19 protein-coding genes and 1 pseudogene are annotated in these 19,592 nt (G+C 36.0%); 7 read left to right on the top strand and 13 right to left on the bottom strand.

Annotated elements, in window-relative coordinates; genetic code table 11:
• Positions 1-210 precede the first annotated feature (210 nt).
• Positions 211-381: a CAB/ELIP/HLIP family chlorophyll-binding protein gene (locus tag K2F26_RS12280; protein WP_096569692.1), complete on the bottom strand. Its 171-nt coding sequence runs from the start codon at positions 379-381 to the stop codon at positions 211-213.
• Positions 382-682: 301 nt separating this feature from the next.
• On the opposite strand from K2F26_RS12280, the gene ald reads away from it, so the two are divergent.
• Positions 683-1,774 (top strand): alanine dehydrogenase, encoded by a 1,092-nt coding sequence (gene ald / locus K2F26_RS12285; RefSeq protein WP_220611707.1) that lies wholly within the window; start codon positions 683-685, stop codon positions 1,772-1,774.
• A 169-nt stretch (positions 1,775-1,943) separates the two neighbouring features.
• A complete protein-coding gene (locus tag K2F26_RS12290; protein WP_220611708.1) occupies positions 1,944-3,311 on the top strand; it encodes a DNA cytosine methyltransferase in 1,368 nt (455 codons plus the stop codon).
• Here the strand turns inward: K2F26_RS12290 and K2F26_RS12295 are convergent, their stop codons facing one another.
• From K2F26_RS12295 to K2F26_RS12305, 3 genes are all read right to left on the bottom strand, one after another.
• The gene (locus tag K2F26_RS12295) at positions 3,312-4,115 is read right to left on the bottom strand and encodes a TdeIII family type II restriction endonuclease (RefSeq protein WP_220611709.1); all 804 of its coding nucleotides are present in this window, start codon (positions 4,113-4,115) and stop codon (positions 3,312-3,314) included.
• 3 nt (positions 4,116-4,118) lie between these two features.
• Positions 4,119-4,367, bottom strand: a complete 249-nt coding sequence (locus K2F26_RS12300) for a helix-turn-helix domain-containing protein (protein WP_220611710.1) — start codon at positions 4,365-4,367, stop codon at positions 4,119-4,121.
• Between the two features lie 485 nt (positions 4,368-4,852).
• Positions 4,853-5,920, bottom strand: a complete 1,068-nt coding sequence (locus tag K2F26_RS12305) for a WD40 repeat domain-containing protein (protein ID WP_220611711.1) — start codon at positions 5,918-5,920, stop codon at positions 4,853-4,855.
• A gap of 127 nt (positions 5,921-6,047) precedes the next feature.
• Here K2F26_RS12305 and K2F26_RS12310 point away from each other — a divergent pair, with 127 nt between their 5' ends.
• The gene (locus K2F26_RS12310; protein WP_220608053.1) at positions 6,048-6,512 is read left to right on the top strand and encodes a hypothetical protein; all 465 of its coding nucleotides are present in this window, start codon (positions 6,048-6,050) and stop codon (positions 6,510-6,512) included.
• Positions 6,513-6,610: 98 nt separating this feature from the next.
• Here K2F26_RS12310 and K2F26_RS12315 read toward each other — a convergent pair whose 3' ends face one another.
• The 4 genes and pseudogenes from K2F26_RS12315 to K2F26_RS24760 form a co-directional block, all read right to left on the bottom strand.
• Positions 6,611-7,009: a nuclear transport factor 2 family protein gene (locus tag K2F26_RS12315; RefSeq protein ID WP_220608054.1), complete on the bottom strand. Its 399-nt coding sequence runs from the start codon at positions 7,007-7,009 to the stop codon at positions 6,611-6,613.
• A gap of 300 nt (positions 7,010-7,309) precedes the next feature.
• Positions 7,310-8,713, bottom strand: a complete 1,404-nt coding sequence (gene hisS / locus K2F26_RS12320; protein ID WP_220608055.1) for a histidine--tRNA ligase — start codon at positions 8,711-8,713, stop codon at positions 7,310-7,312.
• A 404-nt stretch (positions 8,714-9,117) separates the two neighbouring features.
• Complete coding sequence (locus tag K2F26_RS12325) at positions 9,118-10,539, bottom strand: aldehyde dehydrogenase family protein (RefSeq protein WP_220608056.1); 1,422 nt, start codon at positions 10,537-10,539, stop codon at positions 9,118-9,120.
• 41 nt (positions 10,540-10,580) lie between these two features.
• A pseudogene (locus K2F26_RS24760) lies at positions 10,581-10,748 on the bottom strand (nitrilase-related carbon-nitrogen hydrolase); the annotation flags it as partial.
• Between the two features lie 174 nt (positions 10,749-10,922).
• Here K2F26_RS24760 and K2F26_RS12330 point away from each other — a divergent pair.
• The 3 genes from K2F26_RS12330 (at position 10,923) to K2F26_RS12340 (ending at position 12,874) form a co-directional block, all read left to right on the top strand.
• Positions 10,923-11,180, top strand: a complete 258-nt coding sequence (locus K2F26_RS12330) for a hypothetical protein (RefSeq protein WP_194053529.1) — start codon at positions 10,923-10,925, stop codon at positions 11,178-11,180.
• A gap of 42 nt (positions 11,181-11,222) precedes the next feature.
• Entirely contained in the window at positions 11,223-12,086 is an 864-nt protein-coding gene (locus K2F26_RS12335) for an isocitrate lyase/PEP mutase family protein (RefSeq protein ID WP_220608057.1), read from the top strand.
• A 134-nt stretch (positions 12,087-12,220) separates the two neighbouring features.
• Positions 12,221-12,874, top strand: coding sequence for a Uma2 family endonuclease (locus K2F26_RS12340; protein WP_220608058.1), 654 nt, complete (start codon positions 12,221-12,223; stop codon positions 12,872-12,874).
• A 452-nt stretch (positions 12,875-13,326) separates the two neighbouring features.
• Here K2F26_RS12340 and K2F26_RS12345 read toward each other — a convergent pair whose 3' ends face one another.
• From K2F26_RS12345 to K2F26_RS12360, 4 genes are all read right to left on the bottom strand, one after another.
• Positions 13,327-13,509, bottom strand: a complete 183-nt coding sequence (locus tag K2F26_RS12345; RefSeq protein WP_220608059.1) for a hypothetical protein — start codon at positions 13,507-13,509, stop codon at positions 13,327-13,329.
• Between the two features lie 261 nt (positions 13,510-13,770).
• Entirely contained in the window at positions 13,771-14,970 is a 1,200-nt protein-coding gene (bioF, locus tag K2F26_RS12350) for an 8-amino-7-oxononanoate synthase (RefSeq protein ID WP_220608060.1), read from the bottom strand.
• Positions 14,971-15,055: 85 nt separating this feature from the next.
• Entirely contained in the window at positions 15,056-15,709 is a 654-nt protein-coding gene (ruvA, locus tag K2F26_RS12355; protein ID WP_220608061.1) for a Holliday junction branch migration protein RuvA, read from the bottom strand.
• Positions 15,706-16,452: a sucrose-phosphate phosphatase gene (locus K2F26_RS12360; protein ID WP_220611865.1), complete on the bottom strand. Its 747-nt coding sequence runs from the start codon at positions 16,450-16,452 to the stop codon at positions 15,706-15,708. The genes ruvA and K2F26_RS12360 overlap by 4 nt, the downstream gene beginning before the upstream one ends.
• Before the next feature lie 248 nt (positions 16,453-16,700).
• Here K2F26_RS12360 and K2F26_RS12365 point away from each other — a divergent pair, with 248 nt between their 5' ends.
• Positions 16,701-17,450, top strand: coding sequence for a Uma2 family endonuclease (locus K2F26_RS12365; RefSeq protein WP_220608062.1), 750 nt, complete (start codon positions 16,701-16,703; stop codon positions 17,448-17,450).
• 447 nt (positions 17,451-17,897) lie between these two features.
• Here K2F26_RS12365 and K2F26_RS12370 read toward each other — a convergent pair whose 3' ends face one another.
• Positions 17,898-19,541: an acetolactate synthase large subunit gene (locus K2F26_RS12370; protein WP_220608063.1), complete on the bottom strand. Its 1,644-nt coding sequence runs from the start codon at positions 19,539-19,541 to the stop codon at positions 17,898-17,900.
• Positions 19,542-19,592 lie beyond the last annotated feature (51 nt).

Here is a 19,592-nt window from a genome sequence, read left to right on the forward strand (position 1 = left end):
GCGCAATTGCTATTCAATTATTATTTCTAGCTATCAAGTCATCTCACATTATAGTTTTCTGGGTTCAAAATAGATGTGTGGTAATTCACCATACTATATACAGATATTGCGCTACCTTTTCCATAAAGTTAAAACCAGTTGGATCATCCAACTGGTTTTTACTGTTCTAATTTCTAGCTTACAGTTGAAATCGTTGGTTTGGGGTGGGAACTATTTCAAACCCAACCAAGCAAGTACACCTTGATTAGTGACATATTCAATCACCACCATTAAGATAAAGCCAATCATAGCTGCACGACCGTTTAAACGTTCAGCATATTCGTTGAAGCCAAATTTAGGTTCTTCTAATTTGGGGGTGACGGTTGGTTGTGGTTGTGTCATGATCAAAAGTTCCTCTCTTAATAATGGTGGTCGGCAAACAGAAATTAACGGTTTTTTCTGAAATGTTGATGAAGATAGAGTTTGCAACTCTCTGGGAAAGAACAATGTCAACTTGTTCTTTACAATTTTTAATGTTTCTTTATCTATTGTAAGAACTGTGGGAGATTCGTCAAGGGAGCAGCGATCGCTAAATTTGCAATTTTGAATAATTGAATACGGACGGAGTGGAACAAATACTGCACTCTAGAGTGAATCATTGTGAAACCAAATTTATTAGAGGTTAATTAGAGGTTATAAATAAATGGAAATCGGTGTTCCTAAAGAAACTAAAGATCAAGAATTTCGGGTGGGTTTGAGTCCTTCTAGTGTGCGGGTTCTCACGGAAAGCAGTCATACTGTGTTTGTGGAAACTCTCGCTGGTGATGGTGCTGGATTTACAGATGATGATTACCGTAGTGCGGGAGCAAAAATTGTCGATGAAGCTGCTGCTGCATGGCATCGGGAGATGGTTGTTAAGGTCAAAGAACCTTTAAAAACAGAGTATAAGTTTTTGCGAGAAGACCTGTTATTATTTACTTATTTACATTTAGCGGCTGATCGGCAATTAACAGAAAATTTGATTGATGCTGGAACTTGTGCGATCGCCTATGAAACTGTAGAACAATCAGGAGTAAATAGACTACCTTTGCTCACCCCCATGAGCATTATTGCTGGTCGGTTAGCTGTACAATTTGGGGCAAGATTTCTAGAACGTCAACAAGGTGGTAGAGGTGTACTTTTAGGCGGTGTACCTGGAGTTAAACCCGGTAAAGTGGTGATTTTAGGTGGTGGTGTTGTGGGAACAGAAGCCGCTAAAATTGCTGTGGGTATGGGCGCAGGGGTACAAATTTTAGATGTCAATGTAGAACGCCTATCTTATTTAGAAACTTTGTTTGGTTCTAGAGTAGAATTACTGTATAGCAATTCTGCCCACATTGAAACCGCAGTTAAAGAAGCTGATTTAGTCATTGGTGCTGTGTTAATTCCAGGTAAAAAAGCACCTATTTTAGTATCTCGTGAATTGGTGAAACAAATGCGTCCTGGTTCGGTAATTGTGGATGTGGCTGTTGATCAAGGTGGATGTGTAGAAACATTACACGCCACATCTCACACCAATCCAGTATATATTGATGAAGGTGTGGTACATTATGGCGTTCCTAATATGCCCGGTGCTGTACCTTGGACTTCTACTCAAGCTTTAAATAATAGTACCTTGCCTTATGTGGTGCAGTTGGCTAATTTGGGTGTGAAAGCTTTGGAAGTTAACCCCGCTTTAGGTAAAGGTTTGAATGTGAAAAATCATTGTTTAGTACATCCCGCTGTACAAGAGGTTTTTCCTGACTTGGTGAGTTAAATTATACTATTTATTTGAGTTTACAAAATATAACTATTTTCCTCAGCTTAGTAATTTAGGCTGAGTTTTTATTTGCTAATTGTTCATATCCAACATTTTTAATGTTATAATTAGAAGCTACCATTCCTAAATTTAGTAGGTAAAATATAAGGGGTCTATAATCGTAAAAATGAAATCTGTAAATTTTGAAATACTTCAACAAATAGAATCACCTTTACCATTAGTTAGTTCTCCTCAAAAATTCACATTTATTGATATATTTGCTGGTATTGGCGGTTTTAGGATCGCTTTAGAAAAACTCGGTGGTAAATGCTTAGGCTATTCTGAAATAGATAAACAAGCTATTAAAGTTTATCAACAAAATTTTATTAGTTACTCAAACAAAGATGAAATTGAATTAGGAGATGTTACCAATATTAGAGAACTTCCTTCTGGTGTTGATGTAGTGGTAGGTGGTGTTCCTTGTCAACCTTGGTCAGTTGCAGGTTGTTTAAAGGGTTTTGAAGACCCAAGAGGAAAATTATGGTTTGATGTGATTCGCTTAGTTAGTAACAGCAAGCCAAAAGCTTTTATTTTTGAAAACGTTAGTGGTTTAGCCAGTCCGAAAAATAAAGATAATTTGGAATTAATTCTCCAAAAATTTGAGCATATAGGTTATTGTGTAAAGTGGAAGGTATTGAATGCTTATGATTTTGGTTTACCTCAAAATAGAGATAGAGTTTTTATTGTGGGAATTAGAAATGATCTAGACAAATGTCAAACATATAAATTTCCACATCGTTTAAATGTTCATCCAAAAGTTTTAGATATTTTGGACGAGCTTAAAAATATTCAAGTTTTTGAAAAAATTAAGTTAGATCCAGATACACTATTTAAAGGTTTAATTCCCCCATCAAGAACTAGATTTCAAAAAGATGATGAATTAAATGATTTTTTTATTTTTTCTGATTTAAGAAATGGACATACAACAATTCATTCTTGGGATATTATCAAAACAAGTGATAGGGAGAAAATGATTTGTTTAACTCTTTTGAAAAATAGAAGAAGTAAAAAGTATGGACATAAAGATGGTAATCCTTTATCTTTTGATAATTTTCGAGAACTAATACCTGATATAAATATCAGCGAATTAAATACGCTAGTTGATAAGGGAATATTTCGTTGGACTGATGAAAGAAAGTATGAATTTGTTAACTCCAAGAATATGACAGGTATTAACAATATCTATAGAATTATCTTACCTACTGCGGATATTGTACCAACTTTAACTGCGACAGGTGGTAAAGACTATATAGCAACTGTCTCTATTCATGCTAGTCATCCAGAAGAGTATAAAAACTTATTCCTAGAAAAAATTTATCAACCTAAAAAATATATACCTATTACAGCAAAACACGCTTGTAAATTACAAGGATTTCCTGCTAATTTTGCATATCATCAAAAAGATGAAGTAGCTAAAAAACATTTTGGTAATGCTGTTCCTATACCAGTAGTTGAATATGTAGCTAAAGAATTACTCAGCATTATTAATATATAATCATGAATCGGGGTAGAAAATATCATGAAATTCTGAGGCAAAGTTTTCTTGTCCTAGTTCAATAAACAGATTTTTTAGCTGCTCAAATGTATCTTCTTCCCCAGAACAAAAATTCCAAAATTCATTTTCTACCCATATATCTCTGTCAAAATCTAAGGGAGAACTAGATAACTTACTTTTTTGCTTTTCATACCAAGATTTGTTAAAAGGATTAAAAGGAATGGCAATACGAGCTTCTAATTTAGTATTAGGATCTTGAGCAAACTTATAAGCGTACCATTCTAGAATTTGTCTATTAAATCCTTTAAAATCACCTTGATTTGGCTGTGTGGTTTTGATATCAAAAATATATTCAATTCCATTTTTAGCAAAATGAATATCTACTCCCGTACCAGATGCAGGGGATGTAAATTGAATAATGTCTTGAGGATTTGTTTTGAAAGCTGCATTTTTTAGACGTTGAATACATTCGTCTGTGGAAACTCTGATGTTATTAGGCTTATTTTGACGTTCATCCACTAATTTATCTAATTCATGCTGTAATATTTGGGGAAATGGTTCTGGACGTAATATTTTTGTAGTTACAATTTGAAATCCATTTAATTCTGCTAATGTTTTAGCTATAGGCTCCCAAAAAGTTGTTCCTAAACTTGTTTCTAATCCACCAATAAGAGAGCGTATTCTTCTTTCATTAGGAAAAATATCATCTAATACTTGGTAATTTTTTACTTCTTTACCTTTAAAGAAATTTCTAATTGAATTTTTTAGATTTTCCTTGAGTTTTTGTTTAATATAAGCATCCATACTTCAATTTTCTGAATTGATACTACAACTTGCAAATAGGTCAGGTATGGATATATTTAAGGCTTTTGCTAATTTTTCTATATTCTCCAAGGAAACATTACATTTTCCTAATTCAATACTTGAGATGTAAGTTCGATGAAGTTCTGCTTTTTCAGCCAGTTCTTCTTGAGATAAGTCAAGTTCTCTTCTTCGTTTCCTTACAGCCCGACCAAAACGCCACTTTATATCTACCGCTTTATTTGCTCCAAACATATATAATCTAAAAAATGAAGACTATAAATCTACAGATTATACATGACATTTTGTATTTTATACATTACAGGTATAAGTTTTGTAAACAAGATAAGGTATTATTTTTGCATTTTTGCTGAAAATTAATCTGAGAAAAGCTGCTTTCCTAGTGCATTGCAATTTCAACTAAACTAAATAGATATAGATGGAGTACGTTAGTGGTAGCTTACCGTAGGTATCGCTTGCGGTAGGTATTTAGCATTGCTAGTAAGTGTCAACTTAACGTAAAACCGATCACCCGACTGGGAATTCATTCCCAGTCTCATAGCAAAAGTCATCTAAAGATGACTAAAAATCTGCAAAAATCTATAGTTTACTTGAGTAAACTTTGACTATTAGCCATAAAATATGCCTTAGGCCACGCTACGCTATCATTCCCAGTTGGGTGTGGAAACTAACAAATAAGCCATTTATAGTTTAAGTTGACACCAATGGTTTGCTGTCACCTATGATAATCGCCAAAGCTTAATTGATTTATCACCACTACCACTGATTAAAGTTTTACCATCTTTACTGACAGCTAAAGCATAAATACTCCCTGCATGACCTTCAATGGTGCGGGTTAACTTCCCAGTTTTTAAATCAAAAATACTAATTTTCCGACCTAAACCACCAGTAATAAAACTTTTTCCATCGGGAGTAATAGCAACAGCATCAATGCTGCCAAGTTCAGCAGTAAAATTGTGAACAATTTTCCCAGTTCTCAGATTCCAAACTTTGACATTTTTACCATCTGTTTGTTGAATTGATTGATGAAAATCGTTATAACCACCATTAATTAATGTTTGCCCATCGGCGCTTATAGCCAGAGATATCACCGCAGACGCACGTTGAGATTCAAACATGGGATTTTGCGGTTTTGGTGGTACTAAATTAGCAATTAATTTTCTGGTTCTCAGATTCCAACGTTTAATAGTTCCATCTTCATTGCCACTAATTAAAGTTCTCCCATCAGGACTCATAACTACAGCAGTGGCGAACACCTTAAAAGTATGTACCAATTGACCATTACTTAAATTCCATAATCTTAAAGTTTTATCATAACTGCTACTAGCTAAAGTTTTACCATCGGGACTAATAGCTATAGAAATTACAGATGAAGAATGTCCGGTTAAATTACGATTTAATTTTCCAGTTTGTACATTCCAAAGTTTAATAGTATTGTCAAGACTGCTACTAACTAAAGTTTTACCATCGGGACTAAAAACCAAAGATGTTACTCTTTCTTTATGTCCTGTAAGAGTGCGGAGTAATTTTCCCGTTTTGAGATTCCAAAGTTTAATAGTTTTATCATCACTACCACTAGCTAAAGTCTGTCCATCAGGACTAATAACTATGATTCTAAGAGGTGCGGTATGTCCAGAAAGAGTAAGAATAGCTTGACTAACTTGGGTAGTATTGACTTTAGTTTCAGCTATAGAAGGATATAAAGTAACAGTATTGATCAAAGTTGATGCTGTTAATGTTGCTACTGTGAGAATTTGCCAAAATTGGGGTTTTACTATCATCTTCATAGAAAAGAGGAAATAGTGTAATATTCTGGTGTAAGTTTTGATTCAATTCTGTTGCTTCTTGTTCCGCAAAAGTGCAGAAATTAAGAGATAATAGAATTGACTGTATTAAAGGATGATAATTTTCACCATGAATAAATTATTAGATGAATCACTGTCTTTACAAGTTGCCGAAAGTATCAAAAGTAAAGCGAAAAAGCCTTTTGATAATGCTTATAAAGCGGTTTTGATAACTGAGGGTGCAAAGTATGTTCAAGGTTTTATAGTTTTTAGTGGTAATCCATATAAACCTGTTGAACACGCTTGGATTGAGTTAGAAAATGTGATTATTGATCCGACTTTTCCTCATTTAAAAAGAAAAGCAGAGAACATTTGGTATTTTCCTGCCCAAAGTTTGACTGTGAAAAAGCTAAAAGCAATTATTGAAGAATCAGAGGAAGATTATCCTGAAGATGATCCTTTACCAATTTATGGTGATGCACCTTATGAATATTATGGGGATGTAATGTTAGGTGATCAAAAATATTTGGATGCTTATCAAGCTGCTGAGGTTAAATGTCGAGAAATTAATGGTTTAGATGCGGAGAAAAATTAATATTAAATAGGAGTCAGGAGTCAGGAGAGGAGGTAGGGGAGGAAAAGTTTTTGAATAATAACTAATGACTAATAACTAATGACTAATAACTAATGACTTTAATACGATTTACCATCACTACCAAAGTATTCTCTGTAGCTGCAAATTTTATCACCGCGCACATCAAAGGCAACTGCAACCCGATTTTTATAAGGTTGTCCTAATAAGTTGCCTTCATCCCGAAATTCAAAAATAACTGTTTTTTGGTTGCTGGTAATGCTGTCTAAAGAAGTTAGCTTCAGTCCAGGTTTAAAGGCTTCAGAAACATATTCAAAAAATTCTTTTGCTCGTTCTTTACCTGTATTTAAACCTTGAAATTTACCCATTGGAAACCAAAAGGTAAAATCATCGGTAAGCATATCTAACAAGGCTTGCCATTCACCAGTTTCTAGTCCTTGTGTAAAATGCTCAAATGCTTGTTGAGCTACTTTTAAAGTGTTTTCTGAAGTATTCTTCATTTATGTTGTGATCAATTATCAATTATCAATTGATAAAAGAAGCGATCGCAGTTCCGTTATAGTTGTACTGTGATAGCTGTACTGTACTATGGTTGTGCGATCGCCCTAATTAATTGACACCTAGCCAAAGGAATCAATTCATCAATTATTATATTTCTGATCTTGTGAATATTGGGTGTAGTGTTATACCCATCAGGTGTTTCACCCCACGTTGATAATTTAACAACCACCTTACCGCAATTTTCACCACTCAGGAGATGTGGGACGTAAAAAGCTCATAAACGAAGGTTTAGGTACTGATTACAGTGATGTAATTATACCTAACCTTTGTTGAATTTCTTCAGCTAAATTTGCCAAAGCAACTTCTATTTGTTCACCTGTTTGTAAATCTTTGAGTGATGATTTTTCCGCTGCTGCTTCATCAGCACCAATGATCACACAAAATCTAATTCTCTGTTTATCTGCGGCTTGAAATTGTTTACCCAATTGTTTTTTATCAAAATTGGTAACAACGTTAATTCCTGCTTGTCTTAATTGTTGTGATACCTTTAAATAAACAGGCATTAAATCTTCCTGCATATTCACTACCATTACCTGCGCTGGTGTGGGTGCTAATGTATTTAAAATCCCTGCTTTTAACAAGCGACTAATTAACCGCGTTAAGCCGATAGAAATGCCTACTCCTGGCATTTTTTCCCCTAAAAACATTCCTACTAATTCTTCATATCTGCCACCAGAACAGATACTACCTAAAGCTTCATGTCCAATTAAAGTTGTTTCGTAAACAGTTCCTGTATAATAGTTTAAACCACGAGCAATTGATAAATCAATACAGAAACGTTTATCAGCAACTCCTAAATCTTTGACTCCATTAATTACGGTTTCTAGTTCACTCACTCCTAAATTAAATTCTTCGGCTGATGGTAAGTTTAAACCTAGATATTTGAGTTTATCTAAAACATCATCAACGCTACCATCTATTTTGATAAACTCAATTATTTTCTCGGTTTGTTCTGAAGAGATTCCTTCTTTTTCTAATTCTTGTTTAACTTTGGTTTCGCCAATTTTTTCTAAGTTATCAATGATGCTGATACAAGCTTTAATTTGATTTTCAGCTACTCCTACAGATTGAAAGAACCCGGTGAGAATTTTCCGGTTATTAATGCGAATAACAAAATCGCCTATATTAATAGCTTCAAATATTTCGGTGATAATTGCTGGCATTTGGGCATCATATAATAAGCTGAGTTTACCACGAGCCACAACATCAATATCACATTGGCGAAACTGCCGAAAACGTCCATCTTTTGCCCTTTCTCCCCGAAAAACTACATCCATTTGATAACGCGCAAAGGGAAAAGTTAATTCATTTAAATGCCGGGCAATATAAGCAGCAAAAGGAACAGTTTGATCAAATTTTAAAGCTCTTGCTTCTGAACCTGTTTCCCCAGATTTATCTTTTTCTGCTTGGCGATTTGGTGGTAAAATTGGATCAATACCATATATTATATTATCACCTTGATTTCCCTTTGCTTGCAGCACTTCTAACCTTTCTACTGCTGGGGTTTCAATAGGTGTAAAACCATAACTTTCAAAAACTTTACGAATTATATCTAATAAATATACTTCGAGACGCTTTTCGCTGGGAAGAAATTCGGGAAAACCGCTAGGAGTGGAAAAGTTGATTTTGTCGCTTTTTGCCATACTTTTACCTTGTTAGTGAATAAGTAGTTATGATACTAAATTACAGCTATTTTCATGTAAATGAACCACATCTTGATTTAGGTTTCGCGCAAAGGCACAAAGGAGCAAAGGCGCAAAGGAAGAAGTAAAGTAATTTAGGGTGTGGTCTAAATACATGAAAACTGCTGTAAGATGAAACTGCAAAGGATGAGATTTTCAGAATTATTCAACGCAGATGAACGCAGATGAACGCGGATAAGGACGGCTGAATTAATGAAGTCGGTGATTCTGTGCAGTTTCATATACAATTGATAGGTGTGAGAATTGTAAGTATTCAGCCGTTGGTAATTGGTAATTGGTAATTGGTAATTGGTAATTGGTAATTGGTAGATTTCTTTCTGTAACCTGTAACCTGTCACCTTCCCCTATTCTGAATCATTAAACCACCAAGGGTCTTTACTGGTGTTCATTTTAATCAAAAAGGCTTTTTTTCTAAGGAAGCGTTTTAAACCAGCAGGACCCATGCGCGAACCTCCTAAACCAGAAAATTTAAAGGCGTTTTTTTCTCCTTCGTGCATTATAGCTGTTAAACCGGCATCATTAATACTAATAGCTCCTACATCTAATTGCATTCCAATTTCTAATGCTAATTCTGCTGATTCTGCAAATATAGCAGCACTTAATCCATAAATAGAATCATTGGCTAAATCTATGGCTTCTTCAATACTAGAAAAAGGCATTATTGGCATAATTGGACCAAAGGTTTCTTCGTTCATGATTTTCATAAAATGGTGAACGTTGGTGATTACTGTGGGACGACACCACCAACCACCACCTATTTCTTCTACTTTACCACCACAATGAATTATTGCTCCTTTGTCAACGGCATCTTTTAAATGTTCGTTAATAATTGCTGCTTGTTTTTCAGAAATGATTGGTCCTATTTCTCCACTTTCAACTGTGGGATAAGCTAGTTGCAAACGATGGGCTTTTGTGACTAATAAATGATAAAATTCTTCATATATAGATTCAGCTACATAAATTCTTTCGATTGATAAGCATGACTGTCCTGTGTTGACAACAGAACTCCATAAAATTGCGGAAGTTGCTAAATCTAAATCTGCTGATTCTAAGACAATTGCCGGGTCTTTTCCTCCTAATTCTAAGTAGGCGGGAATGAAGTTTTTGGCGGCTATTTCTGCTACTAATCTTCCTGTTTCTACGCTACCTGTAAAACAAATTAAATCTACTTCTTCTATTAAAGCTGCTCCTGTTTGTCCTGCACCTTCGACAAAATTTAAGGCATCTCTTAAATGGGGAATTGTGTTTAATGTTGTCGTTAAAGGTGCAACAAACCGGGGTGTAATTTCACTCGGTTTTACTATCACCGCACAACCAGCTAATAAGGCGGGAATTGTATCAATTGTAGATAATAAAAGGGGAAAGTTCCAAGGGCTAATTACACCAACTAGGGGGTAAGGAACAGCAGTTTGATGTAAAGCAATAAAGGGAATAGATGTGTTTTTTGCGGTTTCTTGTAATAGCTGGGGAGCTAAATTACACCATCTATCAATGCTATTTAAAAAAGAGTCTATTTCTAATATTGATGTTGCTAATCTACCTGTATCATTGACTAAGGCATCTGTTAATAATTTACGTTCTGTTAATATCGCTTGTTTCCATTGTTTTAATGCTTCAATTCTACCTTCTATACCGATTTCTTGCCAAGTATTTTGTCCCCTACGGAGTCGATGACATTGCTGAGAAAGCAATTTCGGGGGTGGGGGAATGATGACATAATCAAATTTACCTGTGCGGGGGTTGCGGACTTCTATGGGTTTTGTCATTGGCAGGAACAGGGAACAGGGAACAGGGAATTATTTATTCTTCAAATTATGCCTAAATTGGTGAGGCGTTGAATAGTTGTTTGTTGGGTTTGAATGAAATGTTTTTGATCTATATTACCATCCAGCATGGTGTTAGGAGGGTAAAAATGTGAATTGGTGTAACTTTGGGCGTAACGTTCAAAGCGTTGACGGGAAAGTAAATTATTTAATAGAAATTATTGTTATTTATCATATCTTGGTAATGAGTAATTGGTCAGTAGGTTAGAAAGTGGATATATCTCCGACTTATTCCAAGAAGTCTGGGATCTGGGTATTATGTTTTTAGGTTATCATAATATTAGATTTTATAGTAGATATTGACAACTATTGTTTCATAAACAAATATGAACTTAAATTTACCTATCCTTAACCAAATCGCTAACTGCAAAAACTTACTCATTGCGGGGATGGGAGGAGGTTTTGATATTTTCTGTGGTTTACCAATTTACTTGGAGTTGCGAAGTTTGGGAATAAAAGCTCATCTTGCTAATCTGAGTTTTTCTAACATTACATTTTCCCAAGCTGCTCAACTTCAACAAACAATAATATTAACAGAAACGAACCGCAAAGTTCGCAAAGAGCGCAAAGGTAAAGATGTGTGAAATTAAGGTATTATTAAAGATGTTAACTGTATGATTTTGGTGATGTCTACTTCTCAAAAATTGCGGGAATTACTCGCAGGTTCGGAAATTATTGTTATCCCCGGTGTCTATGACTGTCTGAGTGCGAAGTTGGTAGAAAAAACGGGTTTTCCAGTTGCTGCTACTAGCGGTTTTGGTATTGCTGCTTCTACCTTGGGTTTACCTGATTATGGTTTTCTCACTGCTACGGAAATGTTTTACAGTGTGGGAAGAATCACTCAATCAATTAATATACCATTAATTGCTGATTGTGATACTGGTTATGGTAATGCTTTAAATGTAATGCGGACGGTAAAAGATGCGGTACAAATTGGTTTAGCGGGGATAATTTTGGAGGATCAAGAATGGCCTAAAAAATGTGGTCATTTTGAAGGGAAGCGAGTTATTTCTATGCAGGAACACGCGGGAAAAATTCGTGCTGCTGTAGATGCTCGTGGTGATAGTGGTTTGGTAATTATAGCCCGAACTGATGCTCGCGCACCTTTGGGTTTAGAAGCAGCTATTGAACGAGGAAAATCTTATATTAATGCGGGTGCAGATGTGTTATTTATCGAAGCTCCCCAATCTGTGGCAGAATTAAAAATCATTGCTGATTCTTTTCCTGATGTTCCTTTAGTTGCTAATATTGTGGAAGGTGGAAAAACACCGGAAATTACCACCGCAGAATTACAAAGTTTGGGTTTTAAAATTGTCTTTTTCCCCTTGACTGCGCTGATGGTTGTTACTGAGGTGATGGGTAATTGTTTTCAACATCTTAAACAACAGGGAAGTACAGCTAATTTATCTGGTTTGATGCGTTTTCAAGATTTTCAAAATTTGATGGGTGTTCCTGAGTATTTGCAAGTTGAAAAGGAGTATCAAGAGTAAGTTGGTGATTGGTGATTGGTGATTGGTGATTGGTGATTGGTGATTGGTGATTGGGAAAGATTCACTTTTAACTATCACCACATTTATCAATCTTTGGAGTTAGACTAAATAAGAACAGCATACAGTGATTAATTATGGTTAACTCTCCTTTAGTTTTAACAACTGTCCCCACTGATACTTGGATAGAAGCAACTTGGGAAGATTTTCTCACTTTTGCAGATGATCCAACTTTAGCAAATGGACGGTTTTATTATGATCAAGGTTACATGAGGATTGAAATGCTACCTATCGGTTCTGCACATGGACAAGATCACACAATACTTTCCACCTTAGTTATTTTGTATGCCACCATTAAGAATATTCCCATTAAAGGCTTAACAAATACGAGTTTTAGGAAAATTAGGATGCGGGAATCTCAACCTGATCTGGCTTTTTACATTGGGAAAAACCTCAAATTTCCTCCACATAATAATACACCCATTAACTTAAATGAAATAGATCCACCTACTTTTGTTGTAGAAATTGCTGCTTCTTCTTTGGAGGATGATACTACTAGAAAATTAACACTTTATCAGCGTTTAGGTGTTCAGGAATATTGGGTTATTGATGTGAATAAAAGTCAAGTGATTGCATCTTGTTTATCACCTACTGAAAGTGTTGTGATTCGTGAATCATTAGTTTTACCAGGTTTAAAAATTGAGATAGTTGAACAAGCTTTGCAAAAGTCGCAAACTGAAGATGATGGTGCTATTAGTCGGTGGTTGTTAGCAATTTTTAGTCAAGGTTAATTGATGTTCAAGGAGTCAGGAGTCAGGAGTCAGTGGTTCGACTTTGCTTTTCCCTTCTGCTTCCTGCTTTGTCATAACGACAATTTTTCACACCCACTTGGTTAAGTTTTGTAAATTTGAGAACTGGGGAAAATACAGCATTTTAACTACTAATATCCTTACTATTTCGTCGTTTGCGGGATTGTAACGGAATGTTAAGAACTTTGATAAGTTTGGCGCAAGAAGCTATAAAGATTTACATTTAGTAATGTTTAGTGATTTTGAGAAAATGTTAGTTTTTTGGGTTGACATCTGGGAGTTTTTCGGTTAAATTATTTTTATTGGCTGGAAACAGCAATCTGTACCAAGAAAATTGAATACTGACTTTGCTTGTTACATCTTTGTTTCCGTAGCTTGGCGCAAATGCCCTTTGAAAGCTAAATGTAACAAGGTTTCCGTGAGTATAGGGTTTTTCATAACCTTTTCCCCGCAAGGGGATGGAAACGTAATATCTTCATCACTTTCTTGCCAATAGTAGCTTCTGGTTTTTCATAACCTTTTCCCCGCAAGGGGATGGAAACCTTTGATAAGATTTTTAAAATCGAAATGTGCCAAAAAAGTTTTTCACCCTGATTTTCGCAATAAACCCTAGCCATTCTCAAGATTATTGCTATAAATTCTCAACTATTTAACGAGTTTTGGTTTTTTCAGCCATTGATATTGACAGATACTTTTTTTCTGGTATGATATATGTAAAATCCCAAGGGGTGTATAGAGCTTGTAAAAATTTGAGCAGATTTCTTTTTTTGAGAATTAACAAATACCTCTGGCTCATTCGTGAGAAGATGGAAAAATCAGAAATTTGTTCTTCTTTTCGCCGGTAAAGGGGATATTTGCAACCTTGAATTAAACAATTGTCAATTATCAATTATCAATTCTTTTAGACTATTTACCAACTTATTAATATGCTCTTTTTCATGGGTCGCCATAATTGTAACCCTAATGCGACTTGTTGGTACTGTGGGAGGACGGATAGCAGGAGCAAAAATACCCGCTTCCTTTAGTTTTTTACCTGCTGTTAATGCTGTAGCTGCATCAGGTAATTGAAAACAGAAGATCGGAGATTGGGAGGGTAAGATTTTTAAGTTAGGTGTTAAGTTAAGTGTTAAGTTAAGTAAATTTTCTGTAACCAAATGTTTTAAATAATCAACATTTTCCCATAATCGTTGTCGGCGTTCTGGTTGTTGTTGTACTATTTTGATTGCTGCTAAAGCTGCTGCTGTGTCTGCTGGTGAAAGGGCAGTAGTGTATATCCAACTCGGTGCGCGGTTTCGGAGAAAGTCAATTAATTGATGACTTCCGGCTACATAACCGCCTAAACTTCCCAAAGCTTTGCTTAATGTGCCAATTTGGATTAACTCTCTGCCTGTACAACCAAAATGATCCACACAACCCGCCCCCGTTTTTCCCATAACTCCGGTAGCGTGTGCTTCATCTATTAGCAGCATACAACTAAACTCTTCTGCTAGATTCAACAATTCTGGAAGAGGACACAAATCACCATCCATACTAAAAACGCTGTCGGTGATAATTAAACAACGTCGGTATTTTTGACGTTCTTGTTTTAACTTAGCTGTCAACGCCAGAATATCACAATGGGGATATTCTATGATGGTTGCACCGCTAAGAATTGCCCCATTTTTTAAACTGGAATGGTTGTATTGATCTGATAAAATTAAATCTCGCTTTCCCACTAAAGCAGTAATTGTACCGAGATTCGCTAAATAACCAGAACTAAATACTACAGCGTCTTCCGTTTGTTTGGTAGATGCGATCGCCTGTTCTAATTCACTGTGTAATTCCCGATGTCCAGTGAGTAATCTAGAACCAGTGCTGCCAGTACCGAATTTTTGAATAGCTTGAATTGCCGATGTTTTTAAACTTTCATCTGCTGCTAATCCTAAATAATCGTTACTAGCAAAATTAATCACCTCTTGCCCAGATAACAGCACAACAGCACCGGGAAGACTGTTAATAGTTTGTACAGAACGATACCAGTCAGCCCGATGAATAGTTGTTAATGATGCTTCTATCCAAGCATAGGGATTTTTATTCATTACTCAGAAACAAAACAAACTACTTTTTAACACAAATAAACAGATACTTTACAGGTATTTTCTATTTGCTGTCACCTGTCACCTGTCACCTGTCACCTGCCATCTGAACTACTTCACTACTGCTAAGATGAGCGATCGCTTGTTTAATCCAATCCTCCACATAGGCATCTTTAGTTAAACCGATATCTTCGCTAACAACGTGCAAAGCATGACTGACTTCATGGGGAGTGTAACCCAAAGCAAAAAGAGTCATTTGCACTTCTTCCAAAATACCCGGTGCTGGACCACCGGTAGCGACAAAAAACCCTGCTGACTTACGCCACTCAATCAGTTTGTTTTTGAGTTCTAAACATAAGCGTTCAGCAGTTTTCTTGCCTACACCCGGTGTTTGAATGAGCATATTAATATTAGCCGCAATAATCGCTTGCACTAACTCTGGTAATTCCAAAGTATCCAAAAGAGCGATCGCTAAAGCTGAACCAATGCCACTCACAGAAAGCAGATGACGAAATAAATCTCTTTCCGCAGGGGAAGAAAACCCATAGAGTACAGGAACTTCTTCCCGAATCTGGTAATGGGTAAAAATTTGTACCACATTACCAGTATTACTTAATTGGTTAGCTAGACGTTGGGGGATTTGTAAATCATACCCAATGCCATTTACCTCTAACGTGAGAATCGTGCGATTCGCGCTAACCGTTTGCACACCAGCCACAATACCTTTGAGATAGCTTATCATTTTAGGAACTTAAAGTATTTTAATCCTTCCATAATCCCCGCCGCACAATGCTTTTGTGCTAAGTAACGATATTCAGTAGGATACTGATTGTGCCATTGTAGTAATTCTGGTCTAGCATTACCGACAATGATACCCCGTTCCTCACCGACTGCGAATAAAGCAATATCATTACCTGAATCACCACAAACAACAGTCTGCTCGGCTGCAAATTGCCACTTTTGTCGTAGAAACTGCATTGCTTGACCTTTATCGCTGGTAAGGGGCAAAATGTCAAGGTCTATACCGCTACTATAAATTAATTTTATATTAAGTTGAAGTTTTTGCAATTCTGCCTCAAGTTGTGGTATAATACTTGCAAATTTTTCTTCTAAGAAAAAACTGACCTTAAAAAGACGTTGTTCGGATTTTGGTTGTAATTCCAATTCGGGGAATTTTTGGGTAATCTCCAGTATAGTGTCCCTTTGCCATCCGGGAGCAAGAATTTTTGACCATTCGGGATCGGGAGTATCGCTACCATCGAGATAAATTTCCGTACCGACGGATAAAACCAGTGCATCAGGTTGGATGAGGTTTTTTTCCTGTTGCAGTTCGCGGTAGAGAATCGGAGAGCGTCCTGTGGAGTAGACTATTTTTGTACCATGTTGTTGACGATGATCTTGGAGGCGATCGCTCAATTCTAGCAAAGCTTGATCATCACCTACAAGAGTATTATCTAGATCGGTTACAAATAAAAACTTAGTCACAGCGATATCCTCAACTTGCGTGGTTATTGACATCAATACTTGGAAAGATTATCGCAGACTGAGGAAAATTTTACATTTTTTATCAGAAGTGAGGAGTCAGGAGTGAGGAGTCAGAATATTTATTTGTCACAGGAATCTACAAAAGTAATTTTTCTGATCAGAATTTTATCAATTATCTTCTTACTTTGCGCGAAACTTTAATGCTAGGTATAATTAAAATAACGCTATTGAATAAGTGAATAAAAATCATGACTGAACAACTTTTAGACAAAGTTGATGATCACTATATTCCAGATGCTAATTTACTGATTACAGAAGACGATACACCTGTGGATAACTTTCCATCTGCAAAACAGCAACGACTTTTAGTTAGTTCACTGTACAGTTATTCAGAATTACAACCTTGTTTAATAGAAGCCAATGTAGGAATTTATCATACCGATGGAGAACCTGCAATAGTACCCGATGTCTTTATCAGTTTTGATGTGCAAACTCCCGAAGAATGGTGGAAAAAACAAAATCGTTGTTACATGGTGTGGAAATTTGGTAAATCACCAGAATTAGTCATGGAAATAGTTTCTAACCAAGAAGGTGAAGAACTTACCAAAAAACTGAAAATCTATGAAAGAATGAAAGTCAACTATTATCTAGTTTACGATCCGAATCAAGAACTAGGAGAAGAACAATTACACATTTATCAATTAGTCGGTAGACATTATGCAAAAACCTCAGAAACATGGTTATCAGATATTAATTTAGGTGTGACATTTTGGGAAGGAGAATTTGAAGGAAGACATGATATTTGGTTACGTTGGTGTGATCAACAAGGAATGGTAATACCTACAGGTGATGAACGTGCTGCAAGGGAGAAATTAGAAAAAGAAGAAGCACAAAGACGCGCCCAAGAAGCCGAAAATCGCGCTCAAGAATCTGAAAACCGCGCTCAATTATTAGCGCAGAAATTGAGAGAATTAGGAGTAGATCCTGATACAATTTAAAAGATGTTGGTAACGGGTAATGGGTAATTGGTAAATAATTATTTCCTGTTCCCTGTTCCCTAACTTTATAGCAATCATACCATAAATTGATTTAATAGGATGTGAATTTTGTCAGAATCAGGATAACCAGGATTTAAGGATTTACAGGATATTGTTTATCTGTGTTCATCTGCATTTATCTGCGTTTTATTTTTGATGTTTTCCTATTTGATATTATTGTTAGATTATTTTTTTAACGAACCGCAGAGACGCAGAGGAAGAATTAAAGTTAGTAATGTTTAGATGTCTGATATTTTGGTGAATCCTTATTATATCAGATGTGAGTGATTTTTGAGAATATAAAATAACATCCTGTAAATCCTTAAATCCTGGTTATCCTGATTCTGACAAAATGGGTAATGGGTAATTAGATAATTATATCTTTCCCCATCACCCATCACCAATCACCTAAATATCACAACTTAACTCATCAGCTTTTTGCGTAAACTTGCGATTTTCTCGATAGTCTACCCTACAATCTATCACCGCAGGGACATCTTGAATTAAAGCTTCTTTAAGTACAGGAATTAAATCAGTTGCAGAGTCAACGCGATAACCTTTTAAACCCATACTTTCGGCTAATTTAACAAAATCAGGATTACCAAAATGCACAAAAGCAGCGTTACCTTTACCAAATTGATTTTCCTGTTTCCACTCAATTAAACCATAGCCACCATCATTAAAAATTAAGGTGACAAAAGCAGTACCTACCCGCAAAGCTGTTTCTAATTCTTGACAGTTCATCATAAAACCACCGTCACCAGTTACAGCTACAACTTTACGATTTGGATATACTAATTTAGCAGCTAAAGCGCCAGGAATAGCAATTCCCATTGCTGCAAAACCATTAGAAATAATGCAAGTATTCGGACTATGACAATGATAATGTCTGGCCATCCACATTTTATGTGCGCCGACATCAGAAATTACAATATCATCTGGTCCCATTACTTGCCGCAAATCATAAATTAATTTTTGTGGTTTAATGGGAAATCCATCATCATTGGCATATCTTTCATAATCTGCACGAATATTTGGACGTAAACTAATAGCATAAGGATTAGGTTTACCTTGTCTATCAGCGACTTTTAAAATTTCATTCAGTGCATCAGAAATATCCCCTACTACTTCCACTTTGGGAATATAACTACTGTCAATTTCTGAGGAAGTAGCTGCAATATGGACAATGGGAATATTACCTTCAGGATTCCATTTTTTAGGCGAAAATTCAATTAAATCATAACCAATTGCGATGACTAAATCAGCATGATCAAAACCACAGGTGATAAAATCTCTTTGTTGTAATCCTACAGACCATAAGGCTAAAGGATGGGTATAGGGAATGACACCTTTACCCATGAAGGTATTAACAACAGGAATATTTAATTGGGTGGCAAATTGGGTTACAGCGTCACTAGCATGGGCGCGAATTGCTCCATTTCCTACTAAAATTATCGGGTTTACTGCTTGGGAAATAATGGCAGCAGCAGCGCGAATACTAGCAAAAGCTGCATAGGTTTTTTCAGTGTGATCTCTTTGTAAAGGTTTACCTTCTACGGGCATGGCTGCAATATTTTCTGGTAAGTCAATGTGAACAGCACCGGGTTTTTCTGTTTGCGATCGCTTGAAGGCTTTTCTTACTACTTCTGGTGTAATACTCGGTCTAACTATCTGTTTATTCCACTTAGTAACTGGGGCAAACATAGCCACCAAATCTAAATATTGATGGGACTCAATGTGCATTCTATCTGTTCCCACCTGTCCGGTAATAGCTACCAATGGCGCACCATCCAGGTTAGCATCAGCTACACCAGTCATTAAATTTGTCGCCCCAGGACCAAGAGTAGAAAGACAAACCCCCGCCTTACCAGTTAACCTCCCATAAACATCGGCCATAAATGCAGCACCCTGTTCATGACGAGTGGTAATAAATTGAATGGAGGATTTTTTTAAAGCTTCTAAAACGTGGAGATTTTCTTCACCAGGTAAACCAAAAACGTACTGTACACCTTCATTTTCTAAACACTGTACCAATAATTCAGCAGTATTCATGATTATTTCCTCAAAAGTAATAATTAAAGGAGTCAGGAGTCAGGAGTCAGG

This window comes from Sphaerospermopsis torques-reginae ITEP-024 (genome assembly GCF_019598945.1).
Classification (GTDB): Bacteria; Cyanobacteriota; Cyanobacteriia; order Cyanobacteriales; family Nostocaceae; genus Sphaerospermopsis.

What these genes read in the sequence shown, in the direction of transcription:
- K2F26_RS12280 (WP_096569692.1), bottom strand. Translation starts at nt 381, where the DNA reads ATGACACAACCACAACCAACCGTCACCCCCAAATTAGAAGAACCTAAA.
- ald (WP_220611707.1), top strand. Translation starts at nt 683, where the DNA reads ATGGAAATCGGTGTTCCTAAAGAAACTAAAGATCAAGAATTTCGGGTG.
- K2F26_RS12290 (WP_220611708.1), top strand. Translation starts at nt 1,944, where the DNA reads ATGAAATCTGTAAATTTTGAAATACTTCAACAAATAGAATCACCTTTA.
- K2F26_RS12295 (WP_220611709.1), bottom strand. Translation starts at nt 4,115, where the DNA reads ATGGATGCTTATATTAAACAAAAACTCAAGGAAAATCTAAAAAATTCA.
- K2F26_RS12300 (WP_220611710.1), bottom strand. Translation starts at nt 4,367, where the DNA reads ATGTTTGGAGCAAATAAAGCGGTAGATATAAAGTGGCGTTTTGGTCGG.
- K2F26_RS12305 (WP_220611711.1), bottom strand. Translation starts at nt 5,920, where the DNA reads ATGAAGATGATAGTAAAACCCCAATTTTGGCAAATTCTCACAGTAGCA.
- K2F26_RS12310 (WP_220608053.1), top strand. Translation starts at nt 6,048, where the DNA reads ATGAATAAATTATTAGATGAATCACTGTCTTTACAAGTTGCCGAAAGT.
- K2F26_RS12315 (WP_220608054.1), bottom strand. Translation starts at nt 7,009, where the DNA reads ATGAAGAATACTTCAGAAAACACTTTAAAAGTAGCTCAACAAGCATTT.
- hisS (WP_220608055.1), bottom strand. Translation starts at nt 8,713, where the DNA reads ATGGCAAAAAGCGACAAAATCAACTTTTCCACTCCTAGCGGTTTTCCC.
- K2F26_RS12325 (WP_220608056.1), bottom strand. Translation starts at nt 10,539, where the DNA reads ATGACAAAACCCATAGAAGTCCGCAACCCCCGCACAGGTAAATTTGAT.
- K2F26_RS12330 (WP_194053529.1), top strand. Translation starts at nt 10,923, where the DNA reads ATGAACTTAAATTTACCTATCCTTAACCAAATCGCTAACTGCAAAAAC.
- K2F26_RS12335 (WP_220608057.1), top strand. Translation starts at nt 11,223, where the DNA reads ATGTCTACTTCTCAAAAATTGCGGGAATTACTCGCAGGTTCGGAAATT.
- K2F26_RS12340 (WP_220608058.1), top strand. Translation starts at nt 12,221, where the DNA reads ATGGTTAACTCTCCTTTAGTTTTAACAACTGTCCCCACTGATACTTGG.
- K2F26_RS12345 (WP_220608059.1), bottom strand. Translation starts at nt 13,509, where the DNA reads ATGGCTAGGGTTTATTGCGAAAATCAGGGTGAAAAACTTTTTTGGCAC.
- bioF (WP_220608060.1), bottom strand. Translation starts at nt 14,970, where the DNA reads ATGAATAAAAATCCCTATGCTTGGATAGAAGCATCATTAACAACTATT.
- ruvA (WP_220608061.1), bottom strand. Translation starts at nt 15,709, where the DNA reads ATGATAAGCTATCTCAAAGGTATTGTGGCTGGTGTGCAAACGGTTAGC.
- K2F26_RS12365 (WP_220608062.1), top strand. Translation starts at nt 16,701, where the DNA reads ATGACTGAACAACTTTTAGACAAAGTTGATGATCACTATATTCCAGAT.
- K2F26_RS12370 (WP_220608063.1), bottom strand. Translation starts at nt 19,541, where the DNA reads ATGAATACTGCTGAATTATTGGTACAGTGTTTAGAAAATGAAGGTGTA.